This is a genomic window from Cyanobium sp. A1C-AMD (genome assembly GCF_024346495.1).
Classification (GTDB): Bacteria; Cyanobacteriota; Cyanobacteriia; order PCC-6307; family Cyanobiaceae; genus Cyanobium_A; species Cyanobium_A usitatum.
This window is the reverse complement of the sequence record NZ_JAGQDB010000011.1, coordinates 1-13,855: the sequence shown is the minus strand read 5'-3', so window position 1 is coordinate 13,855 and position 13,855 is coordinate 1. Positions and strand designations below refer to the sequence as shown.

Annotated in this window: 17 protein-coding genes and 1 pseudogene; 5 read left to right on the top strand and 13 right to left on the bottom strand. The window is 65.3% G+C overall.

The annotated features are described in order from the left end of the window. Positions 1-12: 12 nt before the first annotated feature. On the top strand, positions 13-429 hold the full coding sequence (locus KBY74_RS03515) for a hypothetical protein (protein ID WP_254941530.1): 417 nt from the start codon (positions 13-15) through the stop codon (positions 427-429). Positions 430-441: 12 nt separating this feature from the next. On the opposite strand, the gene KBY74_RS03510 is transcribed toward KBY74_RS03515, so the two are convergent. The 3 genes from KBY74_RS03510 to KBY74_RS03500 are packed head-to-tail and all read right to left on the bottom strand — an operon-like array spanning position 442 to position 3,054. Next, positions 442-666 (bottom strand): chlorophyll a/b-binding protein, encoded by a 225-nt coding sequence (locus KBY74_RS03510; protein ID WP_254941529.1) that lies wholly within the window; start codon positions 664-666, stop codon positions 442-444. A gap of 16 nt (positions 667-682) precedes the next feature. Beyond that, positions 683-2,674: an ABC transporter ATP-binding protein/permease gene (locus KBY74_RS03505; protein WP_254941528.1), complete on the bottom strand. Its 1,992-nt coding sequence runs from the start codon at positions 2,672-2,674 to the stop codon at positions 683-685. Positions 2,675-2,712: 38 nt separating this feature from the next. Then, the gene (locus tag KBY74_RS03500) at positions 2,713-3,054 is read right to left on the bottom strand and encodes a histidine triad nucleotide-binding protein (RefSeq protein ID WP_254941527.1); all 342 of its coding nucleotides are present in this window, start codon (positions 3,052-3,054) and stop codon (positions 2,713-2,715) included. A 56-nt stretch (positions 3,055-3,110) separates the two neighbouring features. On the opposite strand from KBY74_RS03500, the gene KBY74_RS03495 reads away from it, so the two are divergent. After that, entirely contained in the window at positions 3,111-4,688 is a 1,578-nt protein-coding gene (locus KBY74_RS03495; protein WP_254941526.1) for a YifB family Mg chelatase-like AAA ATPase, read from the top strand. 22 nt (positions 4,689-4,710) lie between these two features. Here the strand turns inward: KBY74_RS03495 and rpsU are convergent, their stop codons facing one another. The 4 genes from rpsU to def form a co-directional block, all read right to left on the bottom strand. Next, positions 4,711-4,881: a 30S ribosomal protein S21 gene (gene rpsU, locus KBY74_RS03490; RefSeq protein ID WP_010304532.1), complete on the bottom strand. Its 171-nt coding sequence runs from the start codon at positions 4,879-4,881 to the stop codon at positions 4,711-4,713. 77 nt (positions 4,882-4,958) lie between these two features. Next, a complete protein-coding gene (locus KBY74_RS03485) occupies positions 4,959-5,597 on the bottom strand; it encodes a DUF3747 domain-containing protein (RefSeq protein WP_254941525.1) in 639 nt (212 codons plus the stop codon). A gap of 54 nt (positions 5,598-5,651) precedes the next feature. Continuing rightward, a complete protein-coding gene (locus tag KBY74_RS03480; protein ID WP_254941524.1) occupies positions 5,652-5,849 on the bottom strand; it encodes a hypothetical protein in 198 nt (65 codons plus the stop codon). A 12-nt stretch (positions 5,850-5,861) separates the two neighbouring features. Then, positions 5,862-6,446 carry a peptide deformylase gene (gene def, locus KBY74_RS03475; protein WP_254941554.1) on the bottom strand — a complete coding sequence of 195 codons (585 nt, stop codon included), beginning with the start codon at positions 6,444-6,446 and terminating at the stop codon, positions 5,862-5,864. Between the two features lie 88 nt (positions 6,447-6,534). On the opposite strand from def, the gene KBY74_RS03470 reads away from it, so the two are divergent. Continuing rightward, complete coding sequence (locus tag KBY74_RS03470; RefSeq protein ID WP_254941523.1) at positions 6,535-8,478, top strand: prolyl oligopeptidase family serine peptidase; 1,944 nt, start codon at positions 6,535-6,537, stop codon at positions 8,476-8,478. Then, entirely contained in the window at positions 8,475-9,845 is a 1,371-nt protein-coding gene (locus KBY74_RS03465; protein WP_254941522.1) for a sodium/glutamate symporter, read from the top strand. The genes KBY74_RS03470 and KBY74_RS03465 overlap by 4 nt, the downstream gene beginning before the upstream one ends. Here the strand turns inward: KBY74_RS03465 and KBY74_RS03460 are convergent. The 6 genes and pseudogenes from KBY74_RS03460 to KBY74_RS03440 form a co-directional block, all read right to left on the bottom strand. Next, positions 9,827-10,483, bottom strand: coding sequence for a class II aldolase/adducin family protein (locus KBY74_RS03460; protein ID WP_254941521.1), 657 nt, complete (start codon positions 10,481-10,483; stop codon positions 9,827-9,829). The genes KBY74_RS03465 and KBY74_RS03460 overlap by 19 nt on opposite strands. Further along, positions 10,476-11,576 carry an S-methyl-5-thioribose-1-phosphate isomerase gene (gene mtnA, locus KBY74_RS03455; protein ID WP_254941520.1) on the bottom strand — a complete coding sequence of 367 codons (1,101 nt, stop codon included), beginning with the start codon at positions 11,574-11,576 and terminating at the stop codon, positions 10,476-10,478. The genes KBY74_RS03460 and mtnA overlap by 8 nt, the downstream gene beginning before the upstream one ends. A 50-nt stretch (positions 11,577-11,626) precedes the next feature. Continuing rightward, positions 11,627-11,812, bottom strand: coding sequence for a hypothetical protein (locus KBY74_RS03450; RefSeq protein ID WP_254941519.1), 186 nt, complete (start codon positions 11,810-11,812; stop codon positions 11,627-11,629). Positions 11,813-11,838: 26 nt separating this feature from the next. Next, positions 11,839-12,009: pseudogene (locus KBY74_RS13835) on the bottom strand (HEPN domain-containing protein); the annotation flags it as partial. Next, complete coding sequence (locus tag KBY74_RS03445) at positions 12,002-12,346, bottom strand: nucleotidyltransferase domain-containing protein (RefSeq protein WP_254941518.1); 345 nt, start codon at positions 12,344-12,346, stop codon at positions 12,002-12,004. The pseudogene KBY74_RS13835 and the gene KBY74_RS03445, both read right to left, overlap by 8 nt. Positions 12,347-12,394: 48 nt before the next feature. After that, positions 12,395-12,940, bottom strand: a complete 546-nt coding sequence (locus tag KBY74_RS03440) for a DUF1543 domain-containing protein (protein WP_254941517.1) — start codon at positions 12,938-12,940, stop codon at positions 12,395-12,397. Between the two features lie 68 nt (positions 12,941-13,008). On the opposite strand from KBY74_RS03440, the gene KBY74_RS03435 reads away from it, so the two are divergent. Beyond that, the coding region (locus tag KBY74_RS03435) for an FAD-dependent oxidoreductase (protein ID WP_254941516.1) at positions 13,009-13,855 on the top strand (847 nt) is incomplete at its 3' end.

The window sequence follows — 13,855 nt, the reverse complement described above, 5'->3', positions numbered from 1 at the left end:
TGCCTTGCCCCCATGCCGCAGCCCATAGTGCCGCTCAACTCCCGGCTGGAAGCCATAGGTGCCAACCAGGATCCAGCCCTTTCAGGGCGCTGGCTGGCCCTAATCAGCGGCAGGGGCGGCCGCGAACAAGTGCTGCTGCTTGATCTGGAGCGCCAGCAGCCCATAGACCTGCCAGGCCTCAACCGGGCCGATGCCCAACCGGTGAGCGTCAGCGTCGACGCAGCAGGAGAGCGAATTGCCCTGGTGCGGCAGCTGGAGGGACGCACCGAGTTGGTGCTCTACCGGCGCTCCGTACAGAGCCTGCAACCCATACCGATGGTCCCCAGCGGCGTTGCCCGCCAGGTGCAGCTGCAGGCCGATGGTCGTCAGCTAGCTGTTCAGGTGAGCAGGGGCGGGATCTGGCAGGTGGATCTGGTGCAAATTCCATAGGGCACCAGGCGCTCAGGGCACCAGGCCAGACCAGCGCAGAAACGTCTCGCCGCTCAGGGCTTCGATCAGCAGCACGGCAAGGAAGCCCACCATGGCAAAGCGACCATTCACCCTCTCGGCGTAGCCGCTCCAACCAAAGGCAGGCACTTCGCCGGTTGTTGCACTAGTTGTTGAACTAGTTGTTGCACTGGTTGTAGGGCTGATTTCTGGGCTCTGGTCCGGGCTTGGTTCAGGCATGGGGTCAGGTAGGGGATCAGGCGTGGCGGCCCACGTCATAGCCGGCCGCGGGTAGCAACCGCCAGTTGCCGCTGCCATCGAGCTCCAGCACGGTGTCATGGAAGGCGGTGAGGGTGGGCCTATGACCGACGCTCACAAAAGCCATTTCCCGCTCAGCTAGCAGGCAATAAAGGTGACGCTCAGTTGCCACATCGAGGGCGCTGGTGGCCTCATCTAGGACAACAAAACTCGGTGAATTGAGCAGCAGACGTGCAAAGGCCAAGCGCTGCTGCTCGCCCAGGGAAAGCAGGCGAGGCCAATCCTGAATGATGTCGAGATCGGGGTAGCGCCCAACAAGCTCGGGCAGCCGCACCTGCTCCAAAACATGGCGCAGCTGTTCGTCACTAAAGCGATCTGGTTGCAGCGGGTAGCAAAGCTGCTCGCGCAGGCTGCCAAGCAGCATGTAGGGCTTTTGGGGAATGAACAGCAGATCTCCCTCGCTGGGCCGCTCCACCCGACCAGCGGCCGGCGGCCACAGACCACTGACCATGCGCAAGAAAGAGGTTTTGCCGCAGCCCGATGGGCCCACAACCAGTAAACGCTGATGAAGATTGACCTCAACACTGAGGTCGCGGATCAAGGTGCGATTGGTGCGGGGCGGCACCAAATCGACATGGCTAACCAGAATCGAATTTCCACTACTACCAGTGCTCGTGGCGGCCAACTGGGCTTCAAGCGCTGCAGCTTCAATGCCGATTGAATCAACCTTGCCCTGAAAACCCTCAAGCCGACTGATCGAAGCAGAGAAAGCAGCAAGTCGATCAATGTTATTAACAATATAACTCACCGAAAATAACACCTGGCTGAAAGCAATACTTGCCTGGCCAAAGACTCCAAAGTCAACATCTTTAGCGAAGTAAATAGGAGCTATCACCAGCCAAGGCAGGAAGCGAGAAAAATAATCATAGGAACGCTGAATGACACTAATGAGCGCCTCCCAGATGATCAGGCGATCATAATTTCTAATCGCCCCTTCCAGCCTCCTGCCTGCCTCACGGCCCTCCTGTTGCTCGCCCCGATAGAAAGCAATGGATTCAGCGTTATCACGAATATGAACCAGCCCGTAGCGAAAATCAGCCTCCAGCTTGAGCTGTTGATAGTTCAAGTTCACCAGCTTCCGGCTGGCAAAAACAATTAGGCCCGTGCCACCAACAGAGTAGGCAAGGAGCACCAAGGCCAACTTGTCGCTAATAGTCCACAATACAATTATAAAACTAACAAAAGTGAGCAGGGCAGATATTATCTCAACCGTGACACTGAGGCTGGTACCAGTAAAACTGGCCGCGTCCTGTGAAATGCGCTGATCGGGGTTGTCAATCTCCTCGATTGACTCATCGTTTGGGTTGAGAACGTAATAAGCCCGATTTGAAAGATATCGGCTCAAAAGGCGGCCGCTCAGCCACTCGCGCCACAGCAGGCCAAGCTTGGGGATTAAATAACTCTGAATAGCCCTGATCGGCAAAGCTATAACCAAGCAAAAAGCATAAATAGCAACTATCTTCCAAAACTCCTCAGCCTTATAGCCGACCAGAGCATTTTCGATATTGCGCGCTACATAGCTAATCCCCACATTGATGCCATTGATAACCAGGATCAGCAGGGTGATCACCGCCATCAACAACCAGGGCAACCAGCGTCCGTGACGCAACTTGCCTCGGAAAGCCACAAAACAGCCCAGCCCACCGGCCAGCAGCACCATCACCAGCGGCCCGATCGGGCTGTTCCAAATTGCTGCCACCTGCTCAGGCACCCCGGGCAGGAAACGGCTGCGCAATTCGGGGATCAAGGCCCCGCTCAGGGCCAAAACCCCAGTCAGCAGCAACAAGGTGCTGCCTACCACCACCGCAAGCAGTGCGACCACCAGCAGTAGAAACTGCCAGCTCTTGGTGTCGTCTACCGGCAGGAAATAGGGCTGGGCCAGGCGCTGCAACTTCGCCAGTTGACCGCGAAGAGCCTTGAGGGGGTTCATGGGGCAGGTCGGATCAGGTCATTGTCGCGGGCCCGCGGTCAGCCCGGGGGCCATGCCAGCGGACGCCCACCAATCACATGCACATGCAGGTGAAACACGGTCTGGCCCGCATCGGCGCCGCTGTTGATCACTGTGCGGAACGACTCCAGACCCTCCTGCTTGGCTACCCGGGCAGCCACCAGCAATAGGTGGCCCAGCAGGGCCTCGTGCGCCTCGGTGGCATCAGCAAGCTGGGCGATCGGCTGGCGTGGAATCACCAGCACATGGACCGGAGCCTGGGGCGTTACATCGCGAAAAGCCAGGCAATGCTCATCGGCATACACCTGATCGCAGGGGATCTCGCCACGGAGGATGCGCCCAAAGATCGTGTCTTGGCTCACAAAAGCAACGGGGGTGGGACAGGGGTGGCACTAACGATGTAGTAGCCCATGGCGTGATGTTGGCACGGTGCAAGACGGCGGCGCTGCAGGGCCTGGAGGCCAGGCCAGTGCTGGTGGAGGTGGATCTGGCTCCCGGCTTGCCGGGCCTGCAGCTGGTGGGCCTGGCCGATGCGGCTGTGCAGGAAGCCCGGGAGCGGGTGCGCTCGGCCATACGCCACAGCAGCCTGAAGGTGCCGCTGACGCGGGTGGTGGTGAATCTGGCCCCCGCCGACCTACGCAAGGAGGGGCCGGCTTTTGACCTGCCGATCGCCCTGGGCCTGCTACTGGCCAGTGGCCAGCTGGATACCGCCAGCAACAACGAGATTTGGAGCGCCGGCGAGCTGGGGCTGGACGGCAGCTTGCGGCCGATCCGGGGGGTGCTGGCGATTGCGATTGCAGCCCGTAACCATGGCGCCCGGGCCTTGGTCGTGCCCCAGGCCAATGCCTGGGAGGCCGCATTGGTGGAGGGGCTCCGGGTGTGGGGCGCCGCCGATCTCGGCCAGGCCTTATGGCGACTGCAGCATCCGCGGGCCCGTCCGACCGCCCCTGCCCGTGCCACCGCCCCTGCCCCCGCCCTTAAACAAGCCAACGCGCCCATAACCGCCAGGCCCGCAGCTGAAGATCTTGCCGACGTCAAAGGGCAGCCCCACGGGCGCCGGGCCCTGGAGATCGCCGCAGCCGGAGGCCACCACCTGCTGCTCTGCGGCCCACCCGGCAGCGGCAAAACAATGCTGGCCCAGCGACTGGCGGGGCTGCTACCCCCGCTCGATCAGGCGGAGGCCCTTGAGCTCACCGCCGTCCACTCGGTGGCGGGACTGCTGGACAGCAGCCAGGGCTTGCTGCAAACGCGCCCCTTTCGCTGCCCCCACCACAGCTGCTCCGGGCCGGGGCTGATCGGTGGAGGTGGCCAACCCAGACCAGGAGAGCTGGCCCTGGCCCACCACGGAGTGTTGTTTCTCGATGAGCTGGCCGAATTTCGCCGGTCCGTGCTCGACCAATTGCGCCAGCCCCTAGAAGACGGCGAAGTCTGGATTCACCGCGCCCGCCAGCGGACTCGCTTCCCCTGCCGCATCACCCTGGTGGCCGCGGCCAATCCCTGCCCCTGTGGCTGGTTTGGCGACCCAGAGCGCAGCTGCAGCTGCGGGGAGGGCCAGCGGCGGCGCTACTGGGGCCGGTTGTCGGGCCCCCTGCTGGATCGCATTGATTTGCAGGTGGTGATGAGACGGCCATCCAGCGCCGCCCTAACGGCACCGTTTAGGGACCAGGGCGGCAGCCCGGCCAGCGACGAATCAAGCGCTGAGGTGCGAGCAAGAGTCCGCCGGGCCCGGGCCCAGATGGCTGCCCGCAATCCCGGGGGCTGCTGCAACAGCCGCATCGCCGGAGGTCAGTTGCAGCAAGTGCTGCAACTGGAAAGCGAAGCCTTAGAAGTGTGGGAGGCTGCGATTCAGCACCGGCAGCTCAGTGCCCGGGCTGGCGCCAGGCTGCTGCGGGTTGCCCAAACGATCGCCGACCTGAACGACCAAGCAAGCATTGGCGCAGCTGCAATTGCCGAAGCGCTTACCTACCGGTCGTTTGATCAAGGGGGATCTCGCTAAGCGGGAGACCAGATCAAAGCGATCAACGGCGGCGGCGGCGCTGCTGGGCCTTGCGCTTGTACTTCTCAACAGGTGTCTCGTGGTGACGCAGACGCTTTAGGTCAGCGAAGATGCCCGCCTTAGACACCTGGCGCTTGAAGCGACGCAGGGCCGATTCAATCCCTTCGTTTTCGCCGACGGTGACCTGGGTCATGAAGCGCTGCGCTGCTCACAGAGCTTGCCAATGTAGCAACTGCCTTTCCGCTCTGACCACTCCCCACTACTTCGGGTTCAGCGCTTGGTGCCAGAGAGGCCTGAAATGGGGCTGGGCGCAACTACCGGCAGCCCAGGCTGGATCGCAGCATCAGGCCAGGTATCGCGGTAGAGATACACGTGGCCCAGATTGCGACCGCCGTAGGCCCGGCGCTTGAGCTGCCAGCCCGGTTCAAACACCAACTGGAGGAAGCCAGCGCCCTGGCCCTTAGTGCGAGCAACTAGCATTTCTGGACCCGCCCCGGCCTTGGTTGGCACGGCCAGAAGCACGTTGTCGCCGCTCTGACGCAGAACTGTTAGGCGGTAACTCGTGGCCAGATCTGCACCGCCGACTCGCACCGAGTAGCCGTTGGCATCGATGAAGCGGCTGCAGATGCCGCTGAAATCAAAAGTTGCAAGCAGGGGGCTCACCGGAGCTGGTGACCCTGGGGCCACGGCAAAACAAGGCCGGGTCGGCTTGACCTGCTCATAGATGTTGAGTTGGGCGCGGACGCCATCGCCGATGGGCGCTGCCACCAGAACAAAACGCTCCTGGCTGAGATCCGCAGCTTGAAACAGGGCGCTGGCCATGGCTGGGGTGGCACCAAATGCCACCCCAGCGGCGAAAGCTCCAGCTGCCAGGGGGAGGGAATTGACACCCAGATGGGGCAATCTCATCACGGCATTGGCAAGCGACATGTGCTTAATCGTATGCACGGTATCCGGCAAGGTCTAGGCCGGCTTGTTGATCCGGATGGCCACCAACAGGGCCGCAACCGTGCCGGGCAGGCTCAGACCCAGGATCCAGAGGGTGGTCTGCTGCCCCAGGTCGGGGTCGCCGTAGGCGAGCTCAAACACCGAGCCCGTGGAGGCGATGCCGAGTATGCAGGCAAGAGCCAGGAACAAGCCGGCCAGAGGTTTCATGGGCATGGAGAAGAACGATCAGCGGATGGAACGGACATCTGCCCGTTGAAAGCCCTTTTCCAGCAGACCTTCATTGAGGCTGAGCTCATCGGTGACGCGGTCAACGAAAAGCACACCTTCGAGGTGGTCCATCTCGTGCTGGATGCAGCGGGCCAGGAGGCCATCAGCCTTGACCCGTTGGGGGCGGCCCATCTCGTCGCGATAGCTGACCTCAACCGTGGCCGGACGCACCACATTCAGGTAAACGCCAGGGATGCTGAGGCAGCCTTCCTCATAAGTCTCGATTGCAGCACCTAAGCAGGCGATCTCGGGATTGATCAAAACCATCGGCGTCGCGGCGGCATTCTCGGGATCAAGATCAATCACCAGTAGCTGCTTATGCACTCCCACCTGGGGTGCCGCCAAACCGATGCCCTTGGCCGCGTACATGCTGCGCAGCATTTCCCGGGCCAGATCTCGCACACTCTCATCAACCTTGCTGATCCGCTTAGCAGGGGTGCGCAGCACCCCATCACCAAGGGTGTGGATCGTGAGGGGGGACTCCTCAAGGGCATCCTTGGGCACCTGAACGCCGCGGCTGGCCTGAACGGCGGAGCGTGCCATCTGGGCAAAGCTGCCGGCTGAACTGCGGGCCAACGCGATACTTGATCGAACGACATCCACTTTAAGTCGTTATCCCTCGGTGCATGCGGTGGCTGACCCCCCTGGAGCCCTTCCCGCCGCTGTTGTGGTGGGCCAAACCCCCAGCCTGCGGGAGCCCCGGCTACTAGACGGGGTGGTCTATTGGCTGGAGCAGCGACCCCATGAAGGGGGGCGCACGACCCTGCTGCGACGCTTGGGGCCAGACCAGCCAGCTAAGGAGCTAACCCCTGGCAGCTGGAATCTGCGCAGCCGGGTGCATGAATACGGTGGCGGCAGTACGGCCCTGGGCCGCCGGAGGGATGGCCGGCCAGTAGCGGTGTTCAGTCACGACGGTGACCGCTGCCTCTGGCTGCTGGAGCTCGATGGCAGCGATTGCCAGCCGCGACGGCTCAGCCCACCAGGTGCCTACGGCGGCGGCTTGATCGATGCCGGCCGCGACCGCTGGATCGGCGTACTGGAAAGCGGCAGTGATGAAGGTGCTGGCTGCGACCAGCTGGTGGCTGTTGGGCTGGAAGGTGGCGAGCCCCAGCCGTTGGTGGTGCCAGCCGACTTCTGCGGCTACCCGGCCCTGAGCCCCTCCGGCGCAGGGCTGGCCTGGGTGGAGTGGCAGCAGCCCTTCATGCCCTGGGAGCGCAGCCAGCTCTGGCTGGGGCACTTCGATGCGGCAGGCCAGCTCAGCGGCCGCCGCCTGGTCGCAGGATCGGGGGTGGGGACAAACCCGGACGTTTCTGTGTTCCAGCCGCTCTGGTGCGGGCCCCACCTGGTGGTGGCAAACGATCGCTCCGGCTTCTGGAACCTCGAGCAGCTCGACAACGCCGAGGGATTCGACGCAGTGAGCCTCGACGCAGAGACCCTCGGCGAAGAGGCGCCGCTTGCCTGGCGGCCGCTGCTGCCCATGCAGGCCGAATTCGGCCTGCCCCAGTGGGTGTTCGGCATGGGCACCCAGGCCTGGGATGGCGAGCAGCTGCTGGCCACCGCCTGCCTGCAGGGGCGCTGGCAGCTGGGCCGCGTGGAGCTGCCGAGCCAGAGCGGAGGTGCCGGCCAGTGGCAGCCCCTGGCTATCCCCTTTGATGATCTGGCTGGTATTTGCGCCGAACGGGGTCGGCTGGCCTGCATCGCCGCTTCAGCAACTGAACCAGCGGGCCTGCTCGAGCTGGACCTGGCCAGCGGCAACTGGTGGCATAGCCCTGCTGCCGCCTGCCCTCTGGCGCCGCAGGCGATCAGCCTGCCGCAGGAGCTGTGGTTTGAGGGCCACGGCGGCGCCCGCAGCCACGCCTGGTTTTACCCCCCAGCCGGGGGAGCCCACCGGGAGGCACCCTTGCTGGTGAAAAGCCACAGCGGCCCCACCGCCATGGCCCGCACGGCCCTGAACCTGGCCATTCAGTTTTGGACAACCCGAGGCTGGGGGGTGGTGGATGTGAACTACGGCGGCTCGACCGGCTTCGGCCGCGCCTATCGGCAGCGGCTCGCTGGCCAGTGGGGCGTGGTGGATGTGGGCGATTGCGCCGCAGCCGCCCAGAGCCTGGTGGCGGCGGGCCGGGCCGATCCCGACCGCATCGCCATCGAAGGCGGCAGTGCCGGCGGCTTCACCACCCTGGCCGCCCTGTGCTTTACGGACGTATTTCGCGCCGGCGCGAGCCGCTATGGCGTAGCCGACCCCAGCGCGTTGGCGTCTGAGAGCCATCGCTTTGAAGCCCGCTATCTCGATGGGCTGATCGGCCCCTGGCCCGAAGCGCGCGCCACCTACGAGGCCCGCTCACCGCTGGCCCACGCCGATCAAATCCGCTGCCCGGTGATCTTTTTTCAGGGCCTCGATGACAAGGTGGTGCCACCGGAGCAGACCGACCGCATGGCAGCAGCGCTCGAAGCCAACGCCATCCCGGTGGAGGTGCACCGCTTCCCGCAGGAGGGCCACGGTTTCCGCGATGGTGCCACCTTGATCCGCGTCCTGGAGGCCACTGAGGCTTTCTTCCGCCGGCACTTCAACCTGTGATCGCAACCTTGGCGAGCGACCTGCTGCCCAGCTTCGGCTGGTTGGCCCTGGCCCTGGCCTGCCTCAGCCTGATCCTGGCGGTGGGGCGAGCCCTTGGTGCCCGCTTGCAGCTGCGGCTCTGGGGCATCCCCGAAGCCCTGCTGGCCGGACTGCTGGGTCTGCTACTGGCCCCGGGCGGCCCCCTGCCGCTGCTGCCTCCTCAGGTGATGCAGCTATGGGCCGATCTGCCGCTGGTGCTGCTCACCCTGGTGTTTGGCTCGCTGCTGCTCGGCAAACCCCTGCCCAAACTGGAGGGGCTGTGGCGGCCGGTGTCGGGGCAGGTGTCGCTGGCGCTGGTGCTGGCCTTCGGCCAATACGTGGTGGGCGGACTGGCGGTGCTGCTGGTGCTGCAGCCCTGGCTGGGGGTGAGCCCAGTGATGGCCTGCCTGATCGAGGTGGCCTACGAGGGCGGCCATGGCTCCGCCGCGGCGATGGGGCCGAGCTATGCGGCCCTGGGCTTTCCCGGCGGCCAGGCTTTGGGATTAGCTATGGCCACGGTGGGGCTGCTGAGCTCCACTTTGGTGGGGGGGCTGGTGGTGGTGCTGGCCCGCAGCCGCGGCTGGCTGCTGGCCGATGCCCCAGGCAGCGCACCCAGCGAACCCACCAGCACGGCCAGCGGCGATTCCGGTGGCGTGGCGGCCAGGGCAGCGGCTTGGGCGGTGAACCTGGCCCTGGCGGGCATGGCCGTGCTCACGGGCGTGGCGCTACTGGCCGGATTGCGCTGGCTCACCTCTGGGCTGGGGGATGGCGTTGCCAGCGTTGTTGATGCGCTGCCGGTGTTTCCGCTGGCGATCGTGGGGTCGCTGCTGGTGCGTTTAGCGCTGGAGCGCAGCGGCAAAGCCCATTGGGCCTCTTCAGCGGTGCAAGGCCAGGTGGGCACCCTTTCAGCAGATTTGCTGATCACCGCCGCCACCGCCGGGCTGGATCTGGCCCTGCTCAAGGCCGACTGGCTGCCGCTCACGGTGCTTGCCCTAGGCGGCCTGTTGTGGAACCTGGCGGTGACCCTGCTCCTAGCACCGCGGCTGCTGCCCGCCGACTGGTTTGAGCGGGCGGTGATTGAGTTTGGCCAGGCCACGGGAGTGGCGGCCAGCGGCCTGCTGCTACTGCGCATGGCCGATCCAGACGACCGCAGCGACGCCCTACCGGCCTTCTCGATCAAGCAGCTGATGCTGCAGCCTTTTTTGGCCGGAGGGGTGGTGACGGTGGTAGCGCCGCTGGCTGTGGCGGGCTGGGGGCTACCGCTTTGGACCGGCTTCTGCTTTGCCCTGGTGCTGCTGTTTGGCGGCACCGGGCTGTGGCTGGCACGGACTCAGGCGCCGGCCCCGTAGTGCAGGGAGCGGAACTGCTGGTGCACCGCAGCCATCTGGGCGGCGCTCAACAGCGGAGGCTCGCCGAGTTGCAGGGCCTGCAGATACATCTGGGCCAGGGTTTCCACCTCAACGGCGATGCGCAGGGCCTGATCGAGGCTGGTGCCGAGTGTGACCTGGCCGTGCTGGGCCAGCAGGCAGGCCAGCCGGCCATCGAGGGCCTGCACAGCAAGGGCCGAAAGCTCGGCGGTGCCAAAGGTGGCGTAGCCGGCGCAGCGGATGTCATCGCCGCCGGCCACGGCGGTCATGTAATGAAAGGGGGGGATGGGGCGGCCATGGCAGGCCAGGGCCGTGGCATGGATCGAGTGGCAATGCAGCACCGCCTGAATCTCAGGCCGGCTGGCCAGGAGATCGGCGTGCAGCCGCCACTCGGAGGAGGGCCGCCGCTGACCAGCTGCCGCCTCGAGGGGCTTGCCGCTGGCAGCAATCGCCACCAGATCCTGCGGCTGCATCTGCTCGAAGGGCAGGGAGCTGGGCGTGATCAGCAGACCACCTGGGATCCGCACCGAAAGGTTGCCGGAGGTGCCCTGGTTGAGCCCGCTGGCGTTTAGGCACCGGGCCACCTCCACGAGCTGCTGGCGCAGCGCCTGCTCAGTCATTGCCATAAAGCTCCTGCAACCCAGCCTCGGTGGCCGCTGCCACGCCCCGCTCGGTGATCAGGCCCGTCACCAGCCGCGCCGGCGTGACATCGAAGGCCGGGTTGAAGCCGGCGCTGCCCGTTGGCGTCAGCTGCACGGTCGTGATCGCGCCATCGGCGCCGCGCCCCTGGATGTGGGTCACCTCCTCGGCACTGCGGGCCTCGATCGGGATTTCAGGCACGCCATCGCCGATCGTCCAGTCGATCGTGGAGGCGGGCAGGGCCACATAAAAGGGCACGCCGTTGTCGTGGGCGGCCAGGGCCTTGAGATAGGTGCCGATCTTGTTGCACACATCGCCGCGGCGGGTGGTGCGATCGGTGCCCACGATCACCGCATCCACCTGGCCGTGCTGCATCAGGTGGCCGCCGGCGTTATCAACGATCACGGTGTGGGGTACGCCCTCCTTAGCCAGCTCATAGGCCGTGAGCGAGGCACCCTGGTTGCGGGGGCGGGTCTCATCCACCCACACATGGATAGGAAGCCCGGCACGGTGGGCCTTGTAGATCGGCGCCAGGGCCGTTCCCCAGTCCACCGTGGCCAGCCAGCCGGCGTTGCAGTGGGTGAGCACATTGAGAGTGGCGCCGGGCCTGCGGCTTGCCAGCTGCTGAAAGATCGCCAGGCCATGCTCGCCGATCGCGTCGCACATCGCCACGTCCTCATCGGCGATCGCCCCAGCCTCCGCCTTGGCCGCCTCGGCCCGCACGGCCGGCGGCAGCGGCTGCACCTTGGCCCGCACCCGCTCCAGGGCCCAGCGCAGGTTGATCGCCGTGGGCCGGGTGGCATTGAGTTGCTCGAAGGCCGCCGCCAGGGAGGTGTCGCCCGGATCGGCCTGCAGGGCCAGCATCAGCCCATAGGCGCCTGTCACGCCAATAAGAGGCGCACCGCGCACCACCATCGTGCTGATCGCGTCTGCCGCCTCAGCGCAGCTGCGCAGGGTGCGCGTCGTGAACTGGTGGGGCAGCAGGGTCTGATCGATAACACCGATCGCGTAGGAGCCCAAGCCGCCGTCCGGCTCTAGCCAGATCGTGCGCCAGGCCTTGCCGTCGATGTTCATGGCTGCATGTGGAGCGAAATCAGACCCTGATCATCCCTGGGGGGGTGAATTCAAGCCCCAGGCCAAGGCGCCTCCACCTGCCTCAACAGGTTTTCGACCAGATCGAAGCAGGCCAGCCAATTGGGGGGCTCAACCTCAAGTTCATCGTCGTAACGCAATTGCACCGCAAAGAAGTTGAGCTCAGTGAGGCTCTCGTATTCAGCAGTGGCTTTGCCCAATTCCTGCAACAGATCCAACAGCGCACCCAGGTCTGGGTGAAAGGAGCCTCTCCTCCAGCCACTTGAATCCAGGCCTTCAGGGCCTTTTCCGCTGCTTGCTGGAGCAAGAAACCAATGCTGCTGCCACGAAAACCAGAGAACTCCCACATGCGCCGAGCCTCAAGAAGATCGGCCCGCGCAATGCGCAGGTAGCGACTGGCGTCGGCATCAGCCATCGAGCACGATCCCCTCACGGCACGCCACCGTGGTCACCGCCTGACGACTGGAGCTACGAGCAGCCACCTCACTCTGGGAGTACAGCAATAGATCAAGAGGCAAACGGTGGCTTGAAAGCTTTCGGCTCAGCCGACCGAGAACCACAAGCCGACTGTGCTGCGCCAGCCAGGCATCCGGGACGATGATCAACAGATCTGCATCGGAATCTGGACGCCCCTGGCCGCGAGCCCGCGATCCAAACAGGCGCACGTCCGACTGCGGGATCTCAGCCCGAATCGCAGCCGCGATCTGAAGAATTCGAGGATCGACACCAGACGTAATGGCGCTTGCGGTCATTGGATCAGTCTGCCTGCTGCTGCGAGCGCTGCAGCGGCCCCAATCACCTCAAAGCAGCCGGTAGCCAAACCAATCCGGCACCTGGCTCTGGCTCAGGCCCTCCGGGTGGGGCTCCAGCTGCACATGCCAGCGCTCGCCGCCCAGCAGCTCCAGCTGCTCGATCGCCAGGCAGTCGTCTACGGCCACCAGATCATCCTTGTGCTGCTGCAGGGCACCGCGCAGCCACTGGCGCTTGGCGGCCGCCTTGGCCGCCTGGGGTGAGCGGGCCACCACCAGGCCGAAGTGGTGCAGCTCCGCTAGGGAGTCTGGGCGGTAGGCGCCCAGGTTGACAAACCACAGCCGCTCGGGCCGGGGCGCGGCCGGCTCGCGCCCGAGGCTCACCGCAAAGCCATCCACCGCTCGCACCGCCAGGTAGCTGTCCAGGTGCAGGCCCTCACGCCTCCCGAACCACTGCCGCCGCAGCTCCGGAAGCGCCGATTCGATCGTGGCGCCGGCCACGAAGCGCACGTCGTGGAGCTCGATATGGCAGCCCAGCGCCCGGCCGCCCAGCACCGCCAGAAACAAGTCGGCCCGGCCCGGGCTCTCAGAAATCATCGAAACCCCAACGCCCCTCGCTGCCAAAGCTTGCCAATCTGGGCGCAATGCCCCCGGCCGATCAAGCCATGACTGAAAAAGTGGATGTGCTGATCGTGGGCGCCGGGCTCTCGGGCCTGGTGGCTGCCCGCAGGCTGCAAAGCGCCGGCCGCGCGGTGCGGGTGCTGGAAGCCCGGAGCCGGGTGGGCGGGCGCATGCTGAGCAGCACCACTGCCAATGGCAGCGTCATTGACCTGGGCGGCCAGTGGGGCGGCGCCAGCCACCACCGCTTCGCGGCCCTGCTGGATGAGCTGGCACTCGAGCGCTTTGCCAGCCACTACGGCGACCGCGGCGTCTTCCACTGGCGCGGCAGCAGGGTGGAAGCGCCCCTGGCAAAAGACTTTGCGGCCAGTTATCTCTTCTTCAAACCTGAAAGCCTCGGCCTGCCTGCAGCGGAGCTGGACGCCTGTAAAGCCCTGCAGCGGGCCTTCAACGCCCTGGTGGCTCAGGTGGATTCTCACCAGCCCTGGCGCACGCCCAATGCCGAGCAGCTTGACCGCCTCACAGTGGCGCAATGGGCCGAGCGCCACACCACCATCCCCCTGGCCCACCTGCCCCTCGACTGGCTGTGCCGCGTGGGCGGCTCCGGCGGCTTTGAACCCTGGGAGGCTTCGATCCTGCACCTGGCCTGGACCCAGGCCGTGGCCCCCCAGGCGGAGAGCCCGGAAGCCTGGCTGGTGCGCGGCGGGGCTGGAGGTGTTGCCCAGCGGCTGGCCTCAAGCCTGGAGGCCCAAGCGCCCGGCTGCCTGCTGCTGAACCGGCCCGTGCAAGCAATCGTTCAAGACAGCCACGGCGTTTACCTGGTGGACAGCAGCGGGGAGCGGCATCACGCCGGCAGCGCCATCGTGGCCATCCCGCCACCGCTGCGGCTGGCGA